The 15,056-nt window shown below is 66.3% G+C and carries 18 protein-coding genes; 5 read left to right on the top strand and 13 right to left on the bottom strand.

The genetic code is table 11. The annotated features are described in order from the left end of the window. The first annotated feature begins 90 nt into the window (after nt 1-90). On the top strand, nt 91-471 hold the full coding sequence (locus HZF03_RS23860; protein WP_119019878.1) for a carboxymuconolactone decarboxylase family protein: 381 nt from the start codon (nt 91-93) through the stop codon (nt 469-471). 235 nt (nt 472-706) lie between these two features. Here HZF03_RS23860 and lysA read toward each other — a convergent pair whose 3' ends face one another. From lysA to argH, 3 genes are read right to left on the bottom strand one after another with little or no spacing between them, the layout of a single operon-like run. Further along, nucleotides 707-1,972 carry a diaminopimelate decarboxylase gene (gene lysA / locus HZF03_RS23865; RefSeq protein ID WP_104512956.1) on the bottom strand — a complete coding sequence of 422 codons (1,266 nt, stop codon included), beginning with the start codon at nt 1,970-1,972 and terminating at the stop codon, nt 707-709. Between the two features lie 8 nt (nt 1,973-1,980). After that, a complete protein-coding gene (gene lptM, locus HZF03_RS23870) occupies nt 1,981-2,262 on the bottom strand; it encodes an LPS translocon maturation chaperone LptM (RefSeq protein ID WP_012497857.1) in 282 nt (93 codons plus the stop codon). Between the two features lie 54 nt (nt 2,263-2,316). Next, entirely contained in the window at nt 2,317-3,714 is a 1,398-nt protein-coding gene (gene argH / locus HZF03_RS23875) for an argininosuccinate lyase (protein WP_011160275.1), read from the bottom strand. Nucleotides 3,715-3,809: 95 nt separating this feature from the next. On the opposite strand from argH, the gene tlpA reads away from it, so the two are divergent. Beyond that, nucleotides 3,810-4,496: a thiol:disulfide interchange protein TlpA gene (tlpA, locus tag HZF03_RS23880; RefSeq protein WP_119019879.1), complete on the top strand. Its 687-nt coding sequence runs from the start codon at nt 3,810-3,812 to the stop codon at nt 4,494-4,496. A gap of 144 nt (nt 4,497-4,640) precedes the next feature. Here tlpA and HZF03_RS23885 read toward each other — a convergent pair whose 3' ends face one another. After that, nucleotides 4,641-4,829 carry a hypothetical protein gene (locus HZF03_RS23885; protein WP_012497859.1) on the bottom strand — a complete coding sequence of 63 codons (189 nt, stop codon included), beginning with the start codon at nt 4,827-4,829 and terminating at the stop codon, nt 4,641-4,643. A 108-nt stretch (nt 4,830-4,937) separates the two neighbouring features. Beyond that, on the bottom strand, nt 4,938-5,738 hold the full coding sequence (locus HZF03_RS23890; RefSeq protein WP_119019894.1) for an NAD(P)H-dependent oxidoreductase: 801 nt from the start codon (nt 5,736-5,738) through the stop codon (nt 4,938-4,940). A gap of 94 nt (nt 5,739-5,832) precedes the next feature. On the opposite strand from HZF03_RS23890, the gene HZF03_RS23895 reads away from it, so the two are divergent. Then, complete coding sequence (locus HZF03_RS23895; protein ID WP_119019880.1) at nt 5,833-6,747, top strand: LysR family transcriptional regulator; 915 nt, start codon at nt 5,833-5,835, stop codon at nt 6,745-6,747. Between the two features lie 22 nt (nt 6,748-6,769). Here HZF03_RS23895 and HZF03_RS23900 read toward each other — a convergent pair whose 3' ends face one another. From HZF03_RS23900 to HZF03_RS23920, 5 genes are all read right to left on the bottom strand, one after another. Continuing rightward, a complete protein-coding gene (locus HZF03_RS23900; protein ID WP_119019881.1) occupies nt 6,770-7,651 on the bottom strand; it encodes a 3-hydroxybutyryl-CoA dehydrogenase in 882 nt (293 codons plus the stop codon). Nucleotides 7,652-7,816: 165 nt separating this feature from the next. Next, entirely contained in the window at nt 7,817-8,761 is a 945-nt protein-coding gene (locus tag HZF03_RS23905; RefSeq protein ID WP_119019882.1) for an electron transfer flavoprotein subunit alpha/FixB family protein, read from the bottom strand. After that, complete coding sequence (locus HZF03_RS23910; RefSeq protein WP_119019883.1) at nt 8,761-9,510, bottom strand: electron transfer flavoprotein subunit beta/FixA family protein; 750 nt, start codon at nt 9,508-9,510, stop codon at nt 8,761-8,763. Before HZF03_RS23910 ends, HZF03_RS23905 begins: the two co-directional genes overlap by 1 nt. 105 nt (nt 9,511-9,615) lie before the next feature. Beyond that, complete coding sequence (locus HZF03_RS23915) at nt 9,616-10,188, bottom strand: cob(I)yrinic acid a,c-diamide adenosyltransferase (RefSeq protein ID WP_119019884.1); 573 nt, start codon at nt 10,186-10,188, stop codon at nt 9,616-9,618. A 52-nt stretch (nt 10,189-10,240) separates the two neighbouring features. Further along, nucleotides 10,241-10,435, bottom strand: a complete 195-nt coding sequence (locus tag HZF03_RS23920; protein WP_012497865.1) for a twin transmembrane helix small protein — start codon at nt 10,433-10,435, stop codon at nt 10,241-10,243. Nucleotides 10,436-10,573: 138 nt separating this feature from the next. Between HZF03_RS23920 and HZF03_RS23925 the strand changes: the two genes are divergently transcribed. Further along, nucleotides 10,574-11,467 (top strand): YihY/virulence factor BrkB family protein, encoded by an 894-nt coding sequence (locus tag HZF03_RS23925; protein ID WP_011160284.1) that lies wholly within the window; start codon nt 10,574-10,576, stop codon nt 11,465-11,467. Here HZF03_RS23925 and HZF03_RS23930 read toward each other — a convergent pair. Together HZF03_RS23930 and gluQRS are read right to left on the bottom strand one after the other, a co-directional pair. After that, nucleotides 11,394-12,611 (bottom strand): ATP-binding protein, encoded by a 1,218-nt coding sequence (locus tag HZF03_RS23930; RefSeq protein WP_119019885.1) that lies wholly within the window; start codon nt 12,609-12,611, stop codon nt 11,394-11,396. The two genes, HZF03_RS23925 and HZF03_RS23930, sit on opposite strands and share 74 nt — an antisense overlap. Nucleotides 12,612-12,710: 99 nt before the next feature. After that, complete coding sequence (gene gluQRS / locus HZF03_RS23935) at nt 12,711-13,592, bottom strand: tRNA glutamyl-Q(34) synthetase GluQRS (RefSeq protein WP_119019886.1); 882 nt, start codon at nt 13,590-13,592, stop codon at nt 12,711-12,713. Nucleotides 13,593-13,713: 121 nt separating this feature from the next. On the opposite strand from gluQRS, the gene HZF03_RS23940 reads away from it, so the two are divergent. After that, nucleotides 13,714-14,433: a DNA-3-methyladenine glycosylase family protein gene (locus HZF03_RS23940; RefSeq protein ID WP_119019895.1), complete on the top strand. Its 720-nt coding sequence runs from the start codon at nt 13,714-13,716 to the stop codon at nt 14,431-14,433. Nucleotides 14,434-14,567: 134 nt separating this feature from the next. Here HZF03_RS23940 and nikR read toward each other — a convergent pair whose 3' ends face one another. Continuing rightward, entirely contained in the window at nt 14,568-15,011 is a 444-nt protein-coding gene (gene nikR / locus HZF03_RS23945) for a nickel-responsive transcriptional regulator NikR (protein WP_119019887.1), read from the bottom strand. Between the last annotated feature and the right edge of the window lie 45 nt (nt 15,012-15,056).

The following is a 15,056-nucleotide window of genomic DNA, read 5'->3' on the forward strand; positions in this document are numbered from 1 at the left end:
ACGCCCGGCGCTCACGCCGCGACACGAACGCGTGACGGCACCGAGCGCGCCCCGTAGTGTTCCGGCGAACTTCCCACCAGAGGACGCGCAATGGACAAGACGACGCACGACAAGGGCTTGGAGATCCGCAAGGCGGTGCTGGGCGAAGCCTATGTCGAGAACGCGCTGAAGAACGCCGACGACTTCAACCAGCCGTTCCAGGAACTCGTGACCGAGTACTGCTGGGGCGCGATCTGGGGGCGCGACGGGCTACCGAAGAAGACCCGCAGCATGCTGAACCTGACGATGATCGCGATCCTCAACCGGCCGCACGAGCTGCGCGCGCACATCAAGGGCGCACTCACCAACGGCGTCACCAAGGACGAGATCCGCGAGATCTTCATGCAGGTCGCCTGCTACGCCGGCATCCCGGCAGGCGTCGACAGCTTCCGGATCGCCCGCGAAGTGTTCGCAGAACTCGACAAGGCTTGAGGCGACAATTGGTAATTAACAACCGGCGCGGCGGTGCAAACTGCCGCGTTAAGGTTGAGTGGTTAGGTTAAAAAACACTTCAAATTGCTCGGATTCGCCGGATCGCTACGGTCGGCCGTCGCGCGCGCGGCCGGCGAAGCCGCATGTTCACGGCCGCGGATTTTAAGCGCGATTGGGACCGCCAGTATTGTACGCCGCGTCTGGCGGTCCCACCCCCTCTCCAGGGGCAGGTGCATCACAGCCAGGGCGCCGGCTTGTCCATCGCGATCAGTTGCTCGACTTCGATGCGCGGACGCACCACCGCAACCTGATCGTCCTTCACCAGCACTTCCGGCACCAGCGCGCGGGTGTTGTAAGTACACGCCTGCACCGCGCCGTAAGCGCCCGCCGTCATGATCGCGATCAGATCGCCGGCCTTCAGTTCAGGCAGCTTGCGATCGAGCGCGAGGTAATCGCCGGTCTCGCACACCGGGCCGACGACGTCGGCCACCATGGTGGCTACGCCGGGCGCGGGCGCGGCCACCGGCAGGATCTCGTGATACGCCTCGTACAGCGTCGGGCGGATCAGATCGTTCATCGCCGCATCGATGATCACGAAGGTCTTGCCGTCGCCGTGCTTCACATAGATCACCTTGGCGACCAGGATGCCGGCATTGCCGACGATCATCCGGCCCGGCTCGAACAGCAGCGTGCAGCCGAGATTGTGGGTGACGCGCTTGACCATCTCCGCATAGGCGAACGGCTCCGGCGGCGCGTCGCGATCCTCGTAGTACGGGATGCCGAGGCCACCGCCGAAATCGACATGGCTGACCGTGTGACCGTCGCCGCGCAGCACGTGGATGAATTCGGCAACCTTGCGGAACGCGGCTTCCATCGGCGCCAGGTCGATGATCTGGCTGCCGATATGGACGTCGACGCCGGTGACCTGGATGCCCGGCAGCTTGGCGGCGCGGGCATAGACCTCGCGGGCGTGGCGGATCGGAATCCCGAACTTGTTCTCCGACTTGCCGGTGGAGATCTTGGCGTGGGTGCCGGAATCGACGTCTGGATTGACCCGCAGCGAAATCCGCGCCGTGCGGCCGGTCTCGACCGCGATGCGCGACAGCTGTTCGAGCTCGGGCTCGGATTCGACGTTGAGGCACTTGATGTCGTGGGCGAGAGCGGCACGCAGCTCGGCCTCGGTCTTGCCGACGCCGGAGAACACGATCTTGCTCGGCGGAATGCCGGCCGCCAAAGCCCGCTGCAGTTCGCCGCCCGACACCACGTCGGCGCCGGCACCGAGCTTGGCCAGCGTGCGCAGCACCGACTGATTGGAATTGGCCTTCATGGCGTAGCACACCAGCGCATCGAGGCCGGCGAAGGCCTCGGTGAACACCCGGTAGTGCCGCTCCAGCGTCGCACTCGAGTAGCAGTAGAACGGCGTACCGACGTCCTGCGCGATCGACGCAAGGCTGACGCCTTCGGCGTGCAGCACGCCGTCGCGATAGTCGAAATGACGCATCTTGGCGCTTAGTCCAGCAGCGGATCGAGAATGGTGCTTCGCTTCCGCCCCTTGGCGGCGGAGGGCGGGGCGTTGGTGCCGTAGGACGAGTCGAACACGTCGCCTTTGGCCTCCGGCTTGGTCGCCGGCGCGGCCGACGGCGTGTCGGCAGCCCCCGGCGGCAGATCGAGGCCGCTTTTACGGCCGCAGCCCGAGAGCGCCAGCGTCGCCGCCACAATCACCAGAAGCGCCCATCGCGATGGGTTGGTCACGCGATTCACGTCGAATATCCCCAATTGGCGCGGCACCATACCGAGATTGCACCGCGCTGGCGAGCCCCCGAAACCGCCGGGCGCCGGCCGCCCTCAGCGCGTCTTCGTGTCCTTGGCGAGCCGCTTGAGCCAGGCCTTGGCCTGGCTGCGGACGTTCTTCGGCGCGGTGCCGCCGTAGGAGGTGCGGCTCTTCACCGAGGATTCGACGCTGAGAACCGCCAGCACATCCTTGGTGATGCGCTTTTCGACCGACTGCATCTCGGCGAGCGGCAGCTCGTGCAGCGCCACGCCCTTCTTGGCGGCGAGACCGACGATCCGGCCGGTGACGTGATGCGCCTCGCGGAACGGCATCTTCAGCGTGCGCACCAGCCAGTCGGCCAGATCGGTGGCGGTGGCATAGCCCTCGCCCGCAGCAAGCTTCATCCGCTCCGGCTCCGGCTCGAGATCGCGGACCATGCCGGTGATCGCGCGGATCGCCAGCGACAGAGCCGCGAAGCCTTCCATCGCGCCCTGTTTGTCTTCCTGCATGTCCTTTTGATAGGCGAGCGGCAGGCCCTTCATCACGATCAACAGGCCGTTCAGCGCGCCGATCACCCGGCCGGTCTTGGCGCGGACCAGTTCGGCTGCGTCCGGATTGCGCTTCTGCGGCATGATCGACGAGCCGGTGGTGAACTTGTCCGACAGCCGGATCAGGCCGACCAGCGGCGAGGTCCAGATCACGATTTCTTCGGCAAAGCGCGACAGATGCACGGCGCAGATCGACGCCGCCGACAACGTCTCCAGCACGAAGTCGCGGTCCGACACCGCATCGAGCGAGTTTGCCATCGGCCGGTCGAAGCCGAGCTTGGCGGCAGTGGCGTGGCGGTCGATCGGGAACGAGGTGCCGGCCAGCGCCGCGGCGCCGAGCGGGCTTTCGTTCAGCCGCTTGCGGGCGTCCTGGAACCGGCCGCGGTCACGCGCCACCATCTCGACATAGGCCATCAGGTGATGGCCGAAGGTCACCGGCTGCGCGGTCTGCAGATGGGTGAAGCCGGGCATCACGGTGTCGGCCTGCTCGAGCGCGCGTTCGGCGAGCGCCTGCTGCAATGCCGCCAGCGCCGCGTCGGTCTCGTCCAGCACGTCGCGGACGTAAAGCCGGAAGTCGGTCGCGACCTGATCGTTGCGCGAGCGCGCGGTGTGCAGGCGCCCCGCAGCCGGGCCGATCAGTTCGGCGAGCCGGCTCTCGACATTCATATGGATGTCTTCGAGCGCACGCTTGAACGTGAATTTGCCGGCGGTGATCTCTGACAGAATCGTGTCTAGACCCTTGCCGATATTTTTCGCATCGTTCGCGGTGATGATGCCCTGCGCGGCCAGCATGGCTGCATGCGCCTTGGACGCCGTGATGTCCTGGGCGTAGAGATGGCGATCGACGTCGATCGAGACGTTGATCTCTTCCATGATCGCGTCGGGGCGATCGGTGAATCGGCCGCCCCACATCTTGTTGCTCATCTGTCGCCGCTCACGATCATGCTCGCGTCCCAATCACATCTCATCACCGGCAGCCGCCCGCGAACCTGCGCGGCCTGCCGTTTTCTGATTGTTCGATGACCGAATCCCAGCCGAATTCCGTCCCGCCGCGCCGTGCCGGCCGCCTGACCATCCTGTTGGCCACGATTGCCGTGCTCGTCGTCGCTGGCGCCGCCGGGATATACGGGATTGGCGGGCTGCAGCGCAATGCGGGCGGCGACCCGGTGTGCCGGCCGGCGGTGGCGCTGGCGCAGCAGCTCAAGCCGCTAGTGCGCGGCGAGGTCGCGGCGCTGACACCTGCGGCGGCGCCGCTGCGGCTGCCGGACCTGACGTTCGCAGACGATGCCGGCCAAACCAGAAAGCTGTCGGACTTCCGCGGCCGCACCGTGCTGGTCAATCTGTGGGCGACCTGGTGCGTGCCGTGCCGCAAGGAGATGCCGGCGCTCGACAACCTGCAGGCCAAGCTCGGCAGCTCGGACTTCGACGTGGTGGCGATCAACATCGACACCCGCGATCCGGCCAAGCCGAAGAAATTCCTCGACGACGAGAAGCTGACGCATTTGTCGGTGTTCACCGACGCGTCCGCCAAGGTGTTTCAGGATCTCAAGGCGGTCGGCCGCGCGCTCGGCATGCCGACCTCAGTGCTGGTCGACCGCGAAGGCTGCGAGATCGCCACCATCAATGGCCCCGCAGAATGGGACAGCAACGACGCCACCACGCTGATCAAGGCCGCCGTGAAGCCGGCGGCGGCGGGGAAGCCGTAGCTACCTTGGCGTCATTCCGGGGCGCGCGCGCCAGCGCGTGAACCTGGAATCCAGAGGTTGTTGAGCACTCGGCCGTTTCCATCACATCGAGATTCCGGGTTCGCGCCTGACGGCGCGCCCCGGAATGACTGCTCAGTAATCCGATTACGCGCTGATATTCAGATTGCCGCCGACGCCGGGGCCGACATTGGCGAGCGAAGGCGAGCCGCCCTGCCCGATACCGAGCAGCGTCTGCACCGTCTCACGCTCGGTGCGCGCGGCCGACGCTTGAATCGTCGTCGAGATCTGCATCTGCGTGCTGCTGGCCTGCATGGCGAGCGCCGCGCTGATCATGCTCATGTCCATCGGCGCAGTCTGGCAGCAAACCGTTAACAATCCAAAGCGAGGCGGCGCGCATTCGATGAAATTGCATCGATCGCGCCTCTGCCTGGACGGCCGTGGTCAGGCCGTGGAACCGGCCCCATCGCGCAGATGGACCGCAAAGCCTTCGGCACCGGGCGTGCCCAGCTCCGGCCGCAGCTCCATGGCCGGGATCAGGTAGTCGCCGCCGTTCTGGCGCCGGTACGGGATCGGCGGCGTTTCGGCCAGCGTGCGCATCCGCTCCCGCATCCGTTCGGCCGCGGTTTCGAACCCGACGGAATCGAGACGACCCGCCTGATACAGCACGTAGGGCGGCAGCACCTCGCAGCCCGGATAGAACAGAATGCCGTGGTGGATCGGAAACAGCAGGTCGTCGATCGGCCCGTTGATGCCGCGCGGGCCGTAGTGCTGCTCCCAGCCGCCGGTCGTCACGATCAGCATCGCGCGCTTGCCAGCCAGAACGCCCTCGCCGTAGCGATTGCCCCACCGCTTGTCGCTGTGCTCGCCGACGCCGTAGGCGAAGCCGCAGGCAAACACGCGCTCGACCCAACCCTTCAGGATCGCCGGCATACTGAACCACCACAGCGGGAATTGCAGGATCACGGCGTCGGCCCAAAGCAGCTTGTCGATCTCGTCGCGGACGTCCTGGGTCAACTCGCCGGCGTCGAACGCCGCCTTCGACGCCTCGGTCGGCAGCAACCGCTCATCGGACGCCAGGTTCGGAAAATCGGCGCGGTCGATCGCCGCTTTCCAACCCATCGCATAGAGGTCGGAGACCAGCACCTCGTGGCCGAGGCGCTGCAGCTCGGTGACCGCGACGTCGCGGAGCGCGCCGTTCAGCGAGCGCGGTTCAGGATGGGCGAATACCAGAAGAACTTTCACGGCCAGGCTCCCTGACATGATGATCAGAGCCTCCTGCTAGCCTTGCCGCGACTATTCCAGTAGCCGTCGATTTTCGATATGATTGTTCCGAAAAATGGATAAATCGACCGTCACGATCGAGCGCATCCGCACCTTCGTTCGCATTGCCGAGCGAGGCAGCCTGTCGGCGGTCGCGCGTGATCTCAACGTCGGCCAGTCCACCGTCACCCGGCAGCTGCAGGAGCTCGAGGCCGCGGTCGGCGCGCCGCTCTTGAGCCGCACCACCCGCCGGGTGACGCTGACCGAGGAAGGCAGCCGCTATTACGCGCGCTGCGTCCAGATCCTGCGGCTGCTCGAACATGCCGGCGACGAAGCGCTCGGCGCTTCGGGGGCCCCCGCCGGCACGATCCGGATCTCCTGCACGGCCTCGTTCGGCGTGCTGCACGCCAGCCGGCTGATCTTCGCGTTCCAGGATCGCTATCCGGACATCGGGATCGACTTCGGCCTCACCGATCAGCGCGTCGATCTGGTGCGCGAGGGCGTCGACTTGGCGATCCGGCTGGCTCCGCTCACCGACAGCTCATTGAAGCTGCGGACGCTCGGCCACAGCCATCGCCTGCTGGTCGCCTCGCCGGACTATCTGGCGGCGCACGGCAGGCCGACGTCGCCACAGGATCTGTCAAACCATCAGGGCGTCCGCATGGTGAACGTCGCCGGCAGCGACCTGCTAATCTTGCAGGGACCGGATCAGGAGATCCACCGAGTGCCGTTCGGCGGCCGGCTCAGGGTCGATCACGGGCTCGCAGCCCGGGAGGCGATGATCGCCGGTCGCGGCATTGCCGCCACTCATCGCTGGCTGGTCGACGACTTGCTGGCGGTGGGGCGGCTCGAGGTGCTGCTGCCGGAGTACAGGCTGCCGCCGGTGCCGCTTAATCTGTTGATCGTGCCGGAGCGCGCCGGCATCGCGCGCGTGCGGCTGCTGATCGACTTCCTGGCCGAGCAGATCCGGAGCGTGCCCGGGATCGCGTGAACGCGCTCAGGCGATCAGGCGATCAGCGGGTCGGAACCGGCTTGTCGCCGCGGTAGTCGTAGAAACCGCGCTGGGTTTTGCGGCCGAGCCAACCGGCTTCGACGTACTTCACCAGCAGCGGGCACGGCCGATACTTGGAGTCGGCGAGGCCTTCGTGCAGCACCTGCATGATCGACAGACAGGTGTCGAGGCCGATGAAGTCGGCCAGCTCCAGCGGGCCCATCGGATGATGCGCGCCGAGCTTCATCGCCATGTCGATGGCTTCGACGTTGCCGACGCCTTCGTACAGCGTGTAGATCGCCTCGTTGATCATCGGCAGCAGGATGCGGTTGACGATGAACGCCGGGAAATCCTCGGACACCGCGATCTGCTTGCCGAGCTTGGTGACGAACGCCTTTGCGGTCTCGAACGTTGCGTCGTCGGTGGCGATGCCGCGGATCAGCTCGACCAGCTCCATCACCGGCACCGGATTCATGAAGTGAATGCCGATGAAGCGCTCCGGCCGGTCGGTCGAGGCGGCCAGGCGGGTGATCGAGATCGACGAGGTGTTGGAGGCGACGATCGCCTCCGGCTTCAGCACCGCGCACAGCTCGTTGAAGATCTTGCGCTTGGTCTCTTCCTTCTCGACCGCGGTCTCGATCACGAGGTCGCAGTCGGACAACCCGTCCAGCTTCTCCGTCGCGGTGATCCGCGCCAGGGCCTGCTTGCGGGCGTCTTCGGAGATGAGCTTCTTGGCGATCTGGCGCGACAGGTTGCCGTTGATGGTGGCCATCGCCGATTTCAGCCGGTCGGCAGAGACGTCGTTCAGGATCACTTCGAACCCGCCGAGGGCGGCCACGTGGGCGATGCCGTTGCCCATCTGTCCCGCGCCGATTACGCCGACTTTTTTGATTGCTGCCGCCATCTCTCATCTCGTTCGGAGCACAGCCGCATCGCGCGGCCGGTGCATCTTCGCACATTCCCGCGCCGCTGTCCGTGGTTCGGCGCCCGGACAGTTAGCCGGTGAACGCTTAAGGCTTCTGCAACGAACCCGGCCCGAGGGCCGGGTTCGTCCGCCGCGAGGGCGTGTTTACTTGCCGAGCTTGCCGAGCTCTTCCGTCAGCTCCGGAACCGCCTGATAGAGGTCGGCGACCAGGCCGTAGTCCGCAACCTGGAAGATCGGCGCGTCTTCGTCCTTGTTGATCGCGACGATCACCTTGGAGTCCTTCATGCCGGCGAGATGCTGGATCGCGCCGGAGATGCCGACCGCGATGTACAGCTCAGGCGCCACAACCTTGCCGGTCTGACCGACCTGCCAGTCGTTCGGCGCGTAGCCGGCATCGACCGCGGCGCGCGAGGCGCCGACGCCGGCGCCGAGCTTGTCGGCGAGCGGCTCGATGTACTTGGTGAAGTTCTCGCGGCTCTGCATCGCGCGGCCACCCGACACGATGATCTTGGCCGACGACAGTTCGGGACGATCGCTCTTGGCGACTTCCTCGCCGACGAAGCTCGACAGGCCCGGATCGGCCGCCGCCGCAACGGTCTCGATCGCCGCGCTGCCACCCTCGCCGGTCGCCTGGAAGGTCGAGGTGCGGACGGTGATGACCTTCTTGGCGTCCTTCGACTTCACGGTCTGGATCGCGTTGCCGGCGTAGATCGGACGCTCGAAGGTGTCGGGCGCGACCACCTTGATGATCTCCGACACCTGCATCACGTCGAGCAGAGCGGCGACGCGCGGCATCACGTTCTTGAACCGCGAGGTCGCCGGGGCGACGATCGCGTCGTAGCTGCCGGCGAGCGAGACGATCAGCGCGGCCAGCGGCTCGGCGAGATCGTGCTCATAGGCGGGCGCTTCGGCGAGCAGCACCTTGGCGGCACCCTGCAGCTTGGCGGCGGCATCGGCCACGGCCTTGCAGCCCTGGCCGGCAACGAGGACATGCACCTCGCCGCCGAGCGCGGCGACCGCAGTCATCGCCTTGTTGGTGGCGTCCTTGAGGTGTGCGTTGTCGTGTTCGGCAATCAGCAGCGTGGCCATCAGAGTACACCCGCCTCGTTCTTGAGCTTCGAAACCAGTTCGGCGACGTCCTTGACCTTGACGCCGGCCTTGCGGCCACCCGGCTCGACGGTCTTCAGAACTTCCAGGCGCGGCGAAACGTCGACGCCGTAGTCGGCCGCGGTCTTCTCCGCGATCGGCTTCTTCTTGGCCTTCATGATGTTCGGCAGCGAAGCGTAGCGCGGCTCGTTGAGACGCAGATCGGTGGTGACGATCGCCGGCCCCTTGAGCTTGACGGTCTGCGAGCCGCCATCGACTTCACGCGCGACGGTGAAGTCCGAGCCGTCGACTTCGAGCTTGGAGGCGAAGGTCGCCTGTGCCCAGCCGAGCAGCGCGGCCAGCATCTGGCCGGTCTGGTTGCTGTCGTCGTCGATCGCCTGCTTACCGAGAATGATCAGTCCCGGCTTTTCCTCGTCGGCGATGCCCTTGAGGATCTTGGCGACCGCCAGCGGTTCGACGACGCCGTCGACCTTGACCAGGATGCCGCGGTCCGCGCCCATGGCGAGGCCGGTGCGCAGGGTTTCCGACGCCTGCGCCGGTCCGATCGAGACCACGACGACTTCGGTCGCCTTGCCGGCCTCTTTGAGGCGCAGCGCTTCTTCGACGGCGATCTCGTCGAACGGATTCATCGACATCTTGACGTTGGCGAGTTCAACGCCCGACCCGTCGCTCTTGACGCGGATCTTGACGTTGTAGTCGACCACGCGCTTGACCGGCACCAGAACCTTCATCGATCCTCTTTCGTGTTGCGGTGGGTAATTGTTTGTTGTGGCGGCGGAACCTAAAGCCCCTCCTAACCGCGGTCAACGCGGCAAAGCCAAAAACCGCCTTGTTCCCTAGCGGTTCTGGCCCGGCACCCAAAGCACGTCGCGGGCGCCGCCGTCGTTCACCGTGCGGGCGGCGACAAACAGGAAGTCGGACAACCGGTTGACGTATTGGACGGCCGCCGGGGTGATTTTCTCGTCCGGCTTGGCCGCCAGTTCCACCATGGCACGTTCCGCACGGCGGCATATCGTCCGTGCCACATGCAGGTAAGCGGCTGCCGGCTTGCCGCCCGGCAGCACGAAGGACGTCAGCGGCGCAAGGCTTTCGTTGAGCTGATCGATATCGCGCTCCAGGCGCTCCACCTGGCTCGACAAGACCCGCAGCCGTTCGGCCTTGCCCTCACGTTCCGGAACCGCCAGGTCGGCGCCGAGATCGAACAGATCGTTCTGAATACGCCCGATCATGGCGTCGAGTTCCGGCAGCTCGGACAAATGCAGCCGCACCACGCCGAGCGCCGCATTGGTCTCATCCACCGTGCCGTAGGCGGCAATCCGCGGATCGGACTTCGGACGCCGCTCGCCCGAGCCGAGGGCGGTGGTGCCGTCGTCACCGGTGCGGGTGTAGATTCGATTGAGAACGACCATCGCGCGGGGATCCTGCTGCGGGAAACCAAGTGATCCGGAAGCTCGTGGGCAGCTAACGGCCCAGCGCCCAGATCGCAAGCATGGTGATGACGATGGCGACGAATTGCAGCAACACCCGCCAGCGCATGAGGGTCTGCGAACGGTTCGGGGAGCCGCCCCGCATCATGTTGATCAGACCGAGCATGAGCACCAAGGCGACCGCGCAGAGCGCGACCGGCAGGGCGATTGAACTCAGGAAGGATGCCATCTAGGTTTCATAACACCGCCGCTGATCCCGCGCTATCCCCGCAGCATGGTCGGGCGCAACGATCCCGGGTGGAGGCGGTTAGTATCGAATGCTAAGGTTCTGCCATCCCGCCGGCCGCAACGCATGACAAGGTGACCCGTGAGGCAGATCCGCTACGCCTATGCGGTCGCAGTCGATGCGCTCTATACGTTCCTGGCCGACGACGGATGGGCGATCGCCAGCCATATCGCGCTGTCGACCCTGATGGCGCTGTTTCCGTTCCTGATCGTGCTCACCTCGCTGGCCGGCTTCGTCGGCTCGCGCGAACTCGCCGACAGCGCCGCCGAGCTGTTGCTCGATGTCTGGCCGGCGCAGGTCGCCAGCACGCTGTCAGGCGAGATCCACGACGTGCTGACCACCACCCGCGGCGGGGTGCTGACCATCGGCCTGGTGCTGGCGCTGTATTTTGCCTCCAACGGCGTCGAGAGCCTGCGGGTCGGGCTCAACCGCGCCTATGCGGTGATCGAGCCGCGGCCTTGGTATCTGCTGCGGCTGGAGTCGATCGGCTACACCCTGGTGGCGGCGTTCACCGCGCTGGCGATGGGGTTCCTGATCGTGCTGGGGCCGCTGATCGTCGCCACCGCGCGGCACTACGTGCCGCTGCTGGTGCACGATAACGAGCCGCTGCTGACGTTCGCGCGCTACGGTATCGCGATCACAGCGCTGACCGTGGCGCTGTTTCTGCTGCACGCTTATCTGCCGGCGGGGCGGCGCTCGTTCCGGCAGATCCTGCCCGGCATCGTCTTCACCATCACGGCCTCGCTGATCTCCGGCATGACCTTCGGCATGTATCTGGCGCGGTTCGCCAATAACTACGTGTCGATGTATGCGGGCCTGGCCTCGGTGATCATCGCGCTGGTGTTTCTGTATTTCATCGCCGCGATCTTCGTTTACGGCGGCGAACTCAACGCCGCGATCATCAAGTCGCGGCTGCCCGAGGGGACGACGCTGCAAGAAGCGCAGTTGCGAGCGCCCGGGGCGAAACCGGTTTGAGCAGGAAGGCGTCGGCACCGGCCTGACGGGCCGCGGGCTCGTCCTGATCGCGCCCGGAGACGCCGATGATCGGGATCGCGCGCAGCGGCGGCGGCAGCGCCCGGATTTGCCGGATCGCCTCGACGCCGCTGATGCCGGGCAGCACCATATCCATCAGCACCGCATCGAACTCGGCTTTCGCCAGCCGCTGCGGAACCGCCTCGCCATTGCCGACGAATTCGCAAGAATGGCCAAGCTCGGTCAGGATCGCATTCAGCACCACCCGTCCGAACGGATTGTCCTCGACGCTGAGGATGCGCAGCCGCCCTCCCCCCGTGGCGCGGATCGCGCCGTCCGGCGTCGACATCTGCGGCGGCTTGGCCCGATCCAGCGTCACCGTCAGGGTGAAGACGGTGCCGCCACGCGGCCGCTGCGCCACCGTGACGTCCCCGCCGAGGGCCCGGGCAATTTGCCGCACCGACGACAGACCGAGGCCGGCGCCGCCGAACCGCGACGCGATGCTGACATTGGCCTGGGAAAACGGCCGAAACAGCCGCTTGATCTCGGTGAGCGACAGCCCGATGCCGCTGTCGGACACCGCGAACGACACCTGCGCCTTGCCGCGACCGGCCGCTGCGGCGGAGACTTTCAGCGTCACGTCGCCGCGCTCGGTGAACTTCACCGCGTTGTCGATCAGGTTTTCCAGCGCGGCGCGCAGCCGCACCGCGTCGCCGATCGCAAAGCCCGGCAGCCGCTGCGAGATCGTCACGGTGGCGCGCAACCCCTTGGCGGCGGCGCGGCCGGACAGCGAGTCACCGGCATGACGGGCCAGCGCCCGCAGATCGAAGAACTCCGAGCGCAACCCGAGCCCGGTAGTGCCGAGCCGGGCGGCGTCGACGAACAGCGTCGCAAGGCCGGACAGGTGCTCGGCGCCGGCTTTGATGGTGTCGACCCAGCGCCGCTCGCGCTCGTTGAGATCGGAGGTCGCCAGCAATTCGCTGACGGCCAGGATACCGGTGAGAGGGGTGCGGACCTCGTGCGCGAAGGTCGCCAGCACGGTCTCGATCATGCCGGAAGACGCAGGCTTCTTGCGACGGACGCGTTTCGGCGGCGTCCGCTTGACCTGCGTCCGCCCGCTGCGCAACGCGCGCGATTTCACCGCCATGAGTCCCCCGAGCCGTCCCGACTACAATGCCACGCTCGCGGCGAAGAAGTCACGCCGGGAGTACGTTTCGGGATCGTTGCAGGCGGCATCAGGCGGCGTTCAGACAGGCGCCGCAAGCCCGACCATCGTCCGGATTTCGGCGGGCGTGACGCCGGCCGCGCGCAGCTCGCGCAGGCCGGTCGAGCCGGTCGATTTCGACAGCTTGCGGCCCTCCGCGTCGCGCTGTAGCGCGTGGTGCCGATACACCGGCGACGGCAGGCCGATCAGATGTTGCAGCAGCCGGTGCACCGAGGTCGACCAGAACAGGTCGGCGCCGCGCACCACCTCGGTGATGCCTTGCAGCGCGTCGTCGATCACCACCGACAGATGATAGCTGGTCGGCGTTTCCTTGCGGGCGATGATGACGTCGCCCCACGCTTCCGGCCGCGCCATGATGGTGCCGGTCTCACCGTCCGGCCCACTGCCGAGTTCCTGCCAATTCAGCTCGCCGGCCAACTCAACCGCCGCCGCCATGTCGAGCCGCAACGCATAAGGCACGCCGGCGGCGATCAGCTCGGCGCGCTGGGCTGCGGAAAGCTGCTTGCCGATCCCCGGATAGTGCGGCGCGCCGTCGGGATCGCGCGGCCACGGTGCCACCGTTTCCTTCTCCGCGACCAGCCGGGCGATCTCGGCGCGGCTTTCGAACGCCGGATAGATCAGCCCCCTGGCTGCGAGCTGCGTCACCGCGTCGCGATACAGTTCGAGATGATCCGACTGCCGCCGCACCTCGCCGTCCCAGGCGACGCCGAGCCAGGACAGATCCTCGTAGGTCGCCTGTTCGAATTCCGGCCGGCAGCGGGTGCGGTCGATGTCCTCGATCCGCAGCAACAGGCGGCCGCCGCTCGCCCGCGCCAGATCGGCGTTCAGCAACGCCGAATAAGCATGGCCGAGATGCAGATAGCCGTTCGGGCTCGGGGCAAATCGGAAAACGGGTGGCGGCATTGAACCCCTGACGTCATTGCCGGACTTGATCCGGCAATCCATCGGATGAGAGACTCTTCTACGATAGCGGATGGATGCGCGGGTCAAGCCCGCGCATGACGCCGGAAAGCCAAACCACCTGATGACCATCCATCTCGACTCCCAGGCCGACCTCGAGGACGCCATCACCACGCTGGTGAAGCGGGACCCACGGCTGAAACCCGTGCTTCAGGTCGCCGGCATGCCGGCGCTGCGGCGGCGCGAGCCGGGCTTTGCTGGGCTCGCCGCGATCGTCTGCGGTCAGCAGCTTTCGACCGCCTCGGCAGCGGCGATCTGGGGCCGGGTCTCGGCGGCGTTCGCTCCGTTCGAGCACGACGCGATCAAGCGGGCGCGGAGCGACCGGCTCGCGCGGCTCGGCCTATCGACGGCGAAGATCAAGACGCTGAAGGCGCTCGCCAAGGAGCTCGCCGCCGAACGGCTCAACCTCGATGTGCTGGCCGAAGAAGACGCCGACGCCGCCCACGCCACGCTGACCGCGCTGCACGGCATCGGGCCGTGGACCGCCGACATCTATCTGTTGTTCTGCCTCGGCCACGGCGACGCCTGGCCGGCCGGCGACCTCGCGGTGCAGGAGGCGATGCGGATCGGCCTCGGCCTGAAAGCGCGCCCGACCGTGAAACAGATGGCGCCGCTCGCCGAACCCTGGCGCCCGCTGCGCGGCGCCGCCGCGCATCTGTGGTGGGCCTACTACCACGCGGTGAAGCGGCGCGAGGGCGTGATCAGTGACGACAAGGCAGCCAAAGTCGTGGCGAAGAAAGTTACGGCAAAGACGCCTCGCGCTCGGAAATCCCCATCACGCTGAAGGCTCGTCATTGCGAGGAGCGAAGCGACGAAGCAATCCAAGGGCTCGGTGCACGAAGCCCCTGGATTACTTCGCCATCGGCTCGCAATGACTTGAAGGTCTTTTCTGTCAGCGGCGGGCTTGCGGCCAGCCTCTCAGGATGATGTGTCGTGCTCGTGATGATGCTCGTGCGCCTCAGGCGGCTCGGCCGGGATCGTCACCAACCTTCCGTAGCGAACGCCGCGTTCGGCGAAGATGTGGTCGGCGAAGTGCTGCAGCTCGCTGGCATTGCCGTCGAGGATCGTCACTTCCAGGCACTGATCGTGGTCAAGATGCACGTGCATCGTGGCGCGCGACAGATCGTGGTGATGGTGGAAGCTCTGCGTCAGCTTGCGCGGCAGGTCGCGCTTGGAATGATCGTACGTATAGACCATCGCGCCGACGCAATGCCCGCTGGTGGTCTCCGCCGCGGTCTGCTGGATGCCGATCCGCGCCAGGTCGCGGATCGCCTCGGAGCGGTTCTGGTAGCCGCGCGCCGCGATGATCGCGTCGAGCTTTTCCATCAGGTCGTCGTCGAGCGTGATGGTGACGCGTTGCATCGAAAGCCTCTCGGTGGTTACCAGGTTATCAGTATGAAGTTTTAT

Origin of the sequence: Rhodopseudomonas palustris (assembly GCF_013415845.1) — a bacterium.
GTDB classification, from domain to species: domain Bacteria; phylum Pseudomonadota; class Alphaproteobacteria; order Rhizobiales; family Xanthobacteraceae; genus Rhodopseudomonas; species Rhodopseudomonas palustris_F.

Coding starts and splice junctions, on each gene's coding strand:
- HZF03_RS23860 (WP_119019878.1), top strand. CDS start 91: ATGGACAAGACGACGCACGACAAGGGCTTGGAGATCCGCAAGGCGGTG.
- lysA (WP_104512956.1), bottom strand. CDS start 1,972: ATGCGTCATTTCGACTATCGCGACGGCGTGCTGCACGCCGAAGGCGTC.
- lptM (WP_012497857.1), bottom strand. CDS start 2,262: ATGGTGCCGCGCCAATTGGGGATATTCGACGTGAATCGCGTGACCAAC.
- argH (WP_011160275.1), bottom strand. CDS start 3,714: ATGAGCAACAAGATGTGGGGCGGCCGATTCACCGATCGCCCCGACGCG.
- tlpA (WP_119019879.1), top strand. CDS start 3,810: ATGACCGAATCCCAGCCGAATTCCGTCCCGCCGCGCCGTGCCGGCCGC.
- HZF03_RS23885 (WP_012497859.1), bottom strand. CDS start 4,829: ATGATCAGCGCGGCGCTCGCCATGCAGGCCAGCAGCACGCAGATGCAG.
- HZF03_RS23895 (WP_119019880.1), top strand. CDS start 5,833: ATGGATAAATCGACCGTCACGATCGAGCGCATCCGCACCTTCGTTCGC.
- HZF03_RS23900 (WP_119019881.1), bottom strand. CDS start 7,651: ATGGCGGCAGCAATCAAAAAAGTCGGCGTAATCGGCGCGGGACAGATG.
- HZF03_RS23905 (WP_119019882.1), bottom strand. CDS start 8,761: ATGGCCACGCTGCTGATTGCCGAACACGACAACGCACACCTCAAGGAC.
- HZF03_RS23910 (WP_119019883.1), bottom strand. CDS start 9,510: ATGAAGGTTCTGGTGCCGGTCAAGCGCGTGGTCGACTACAACGTCAAG.
- HZF03_RS23915 (WP_119019884.1), bottom strand. CDS start 10,188: ATGGTCGTTCTCAATCGAATCTACACCCGCACCGGTGACGACGGCACC.
- HZF03_RS23920 (WP_012497865.1), bottom strand. CDS start 10,435: ATGGCATCCTTCCTGAGTTCAATCGCCCTGCCGGTCGCGCTCTGCGCG.
- HZF03_RS23930 (WP_119019885.1), bottom strand. CDS start 12,611: ATGGCGGTGAAATCGCGCGCGTTGCGCAGCGGGCGGACGCAGGTCAAG.
- gluQRS (WP_119019886.1), bottom strand. CDS start 13,592: ATGCCGCCACCCGTTTTCCGATTTGCCCCGAGCCCGAACGGCTATCTG.
- HZF03_RS23940 (WP_119019895.1), top strand. CDS start 13,714: ATGACCATCCATCTCGACTCCCAGGCCGACCTCGAGGACGCCATCACC.
- nikR (WP_119019887.1), bottom strand. CDS start 15,011: ATGCAACGCGTCACCATCACGCTCGACGACGACCTGATGGAAAAGCTC.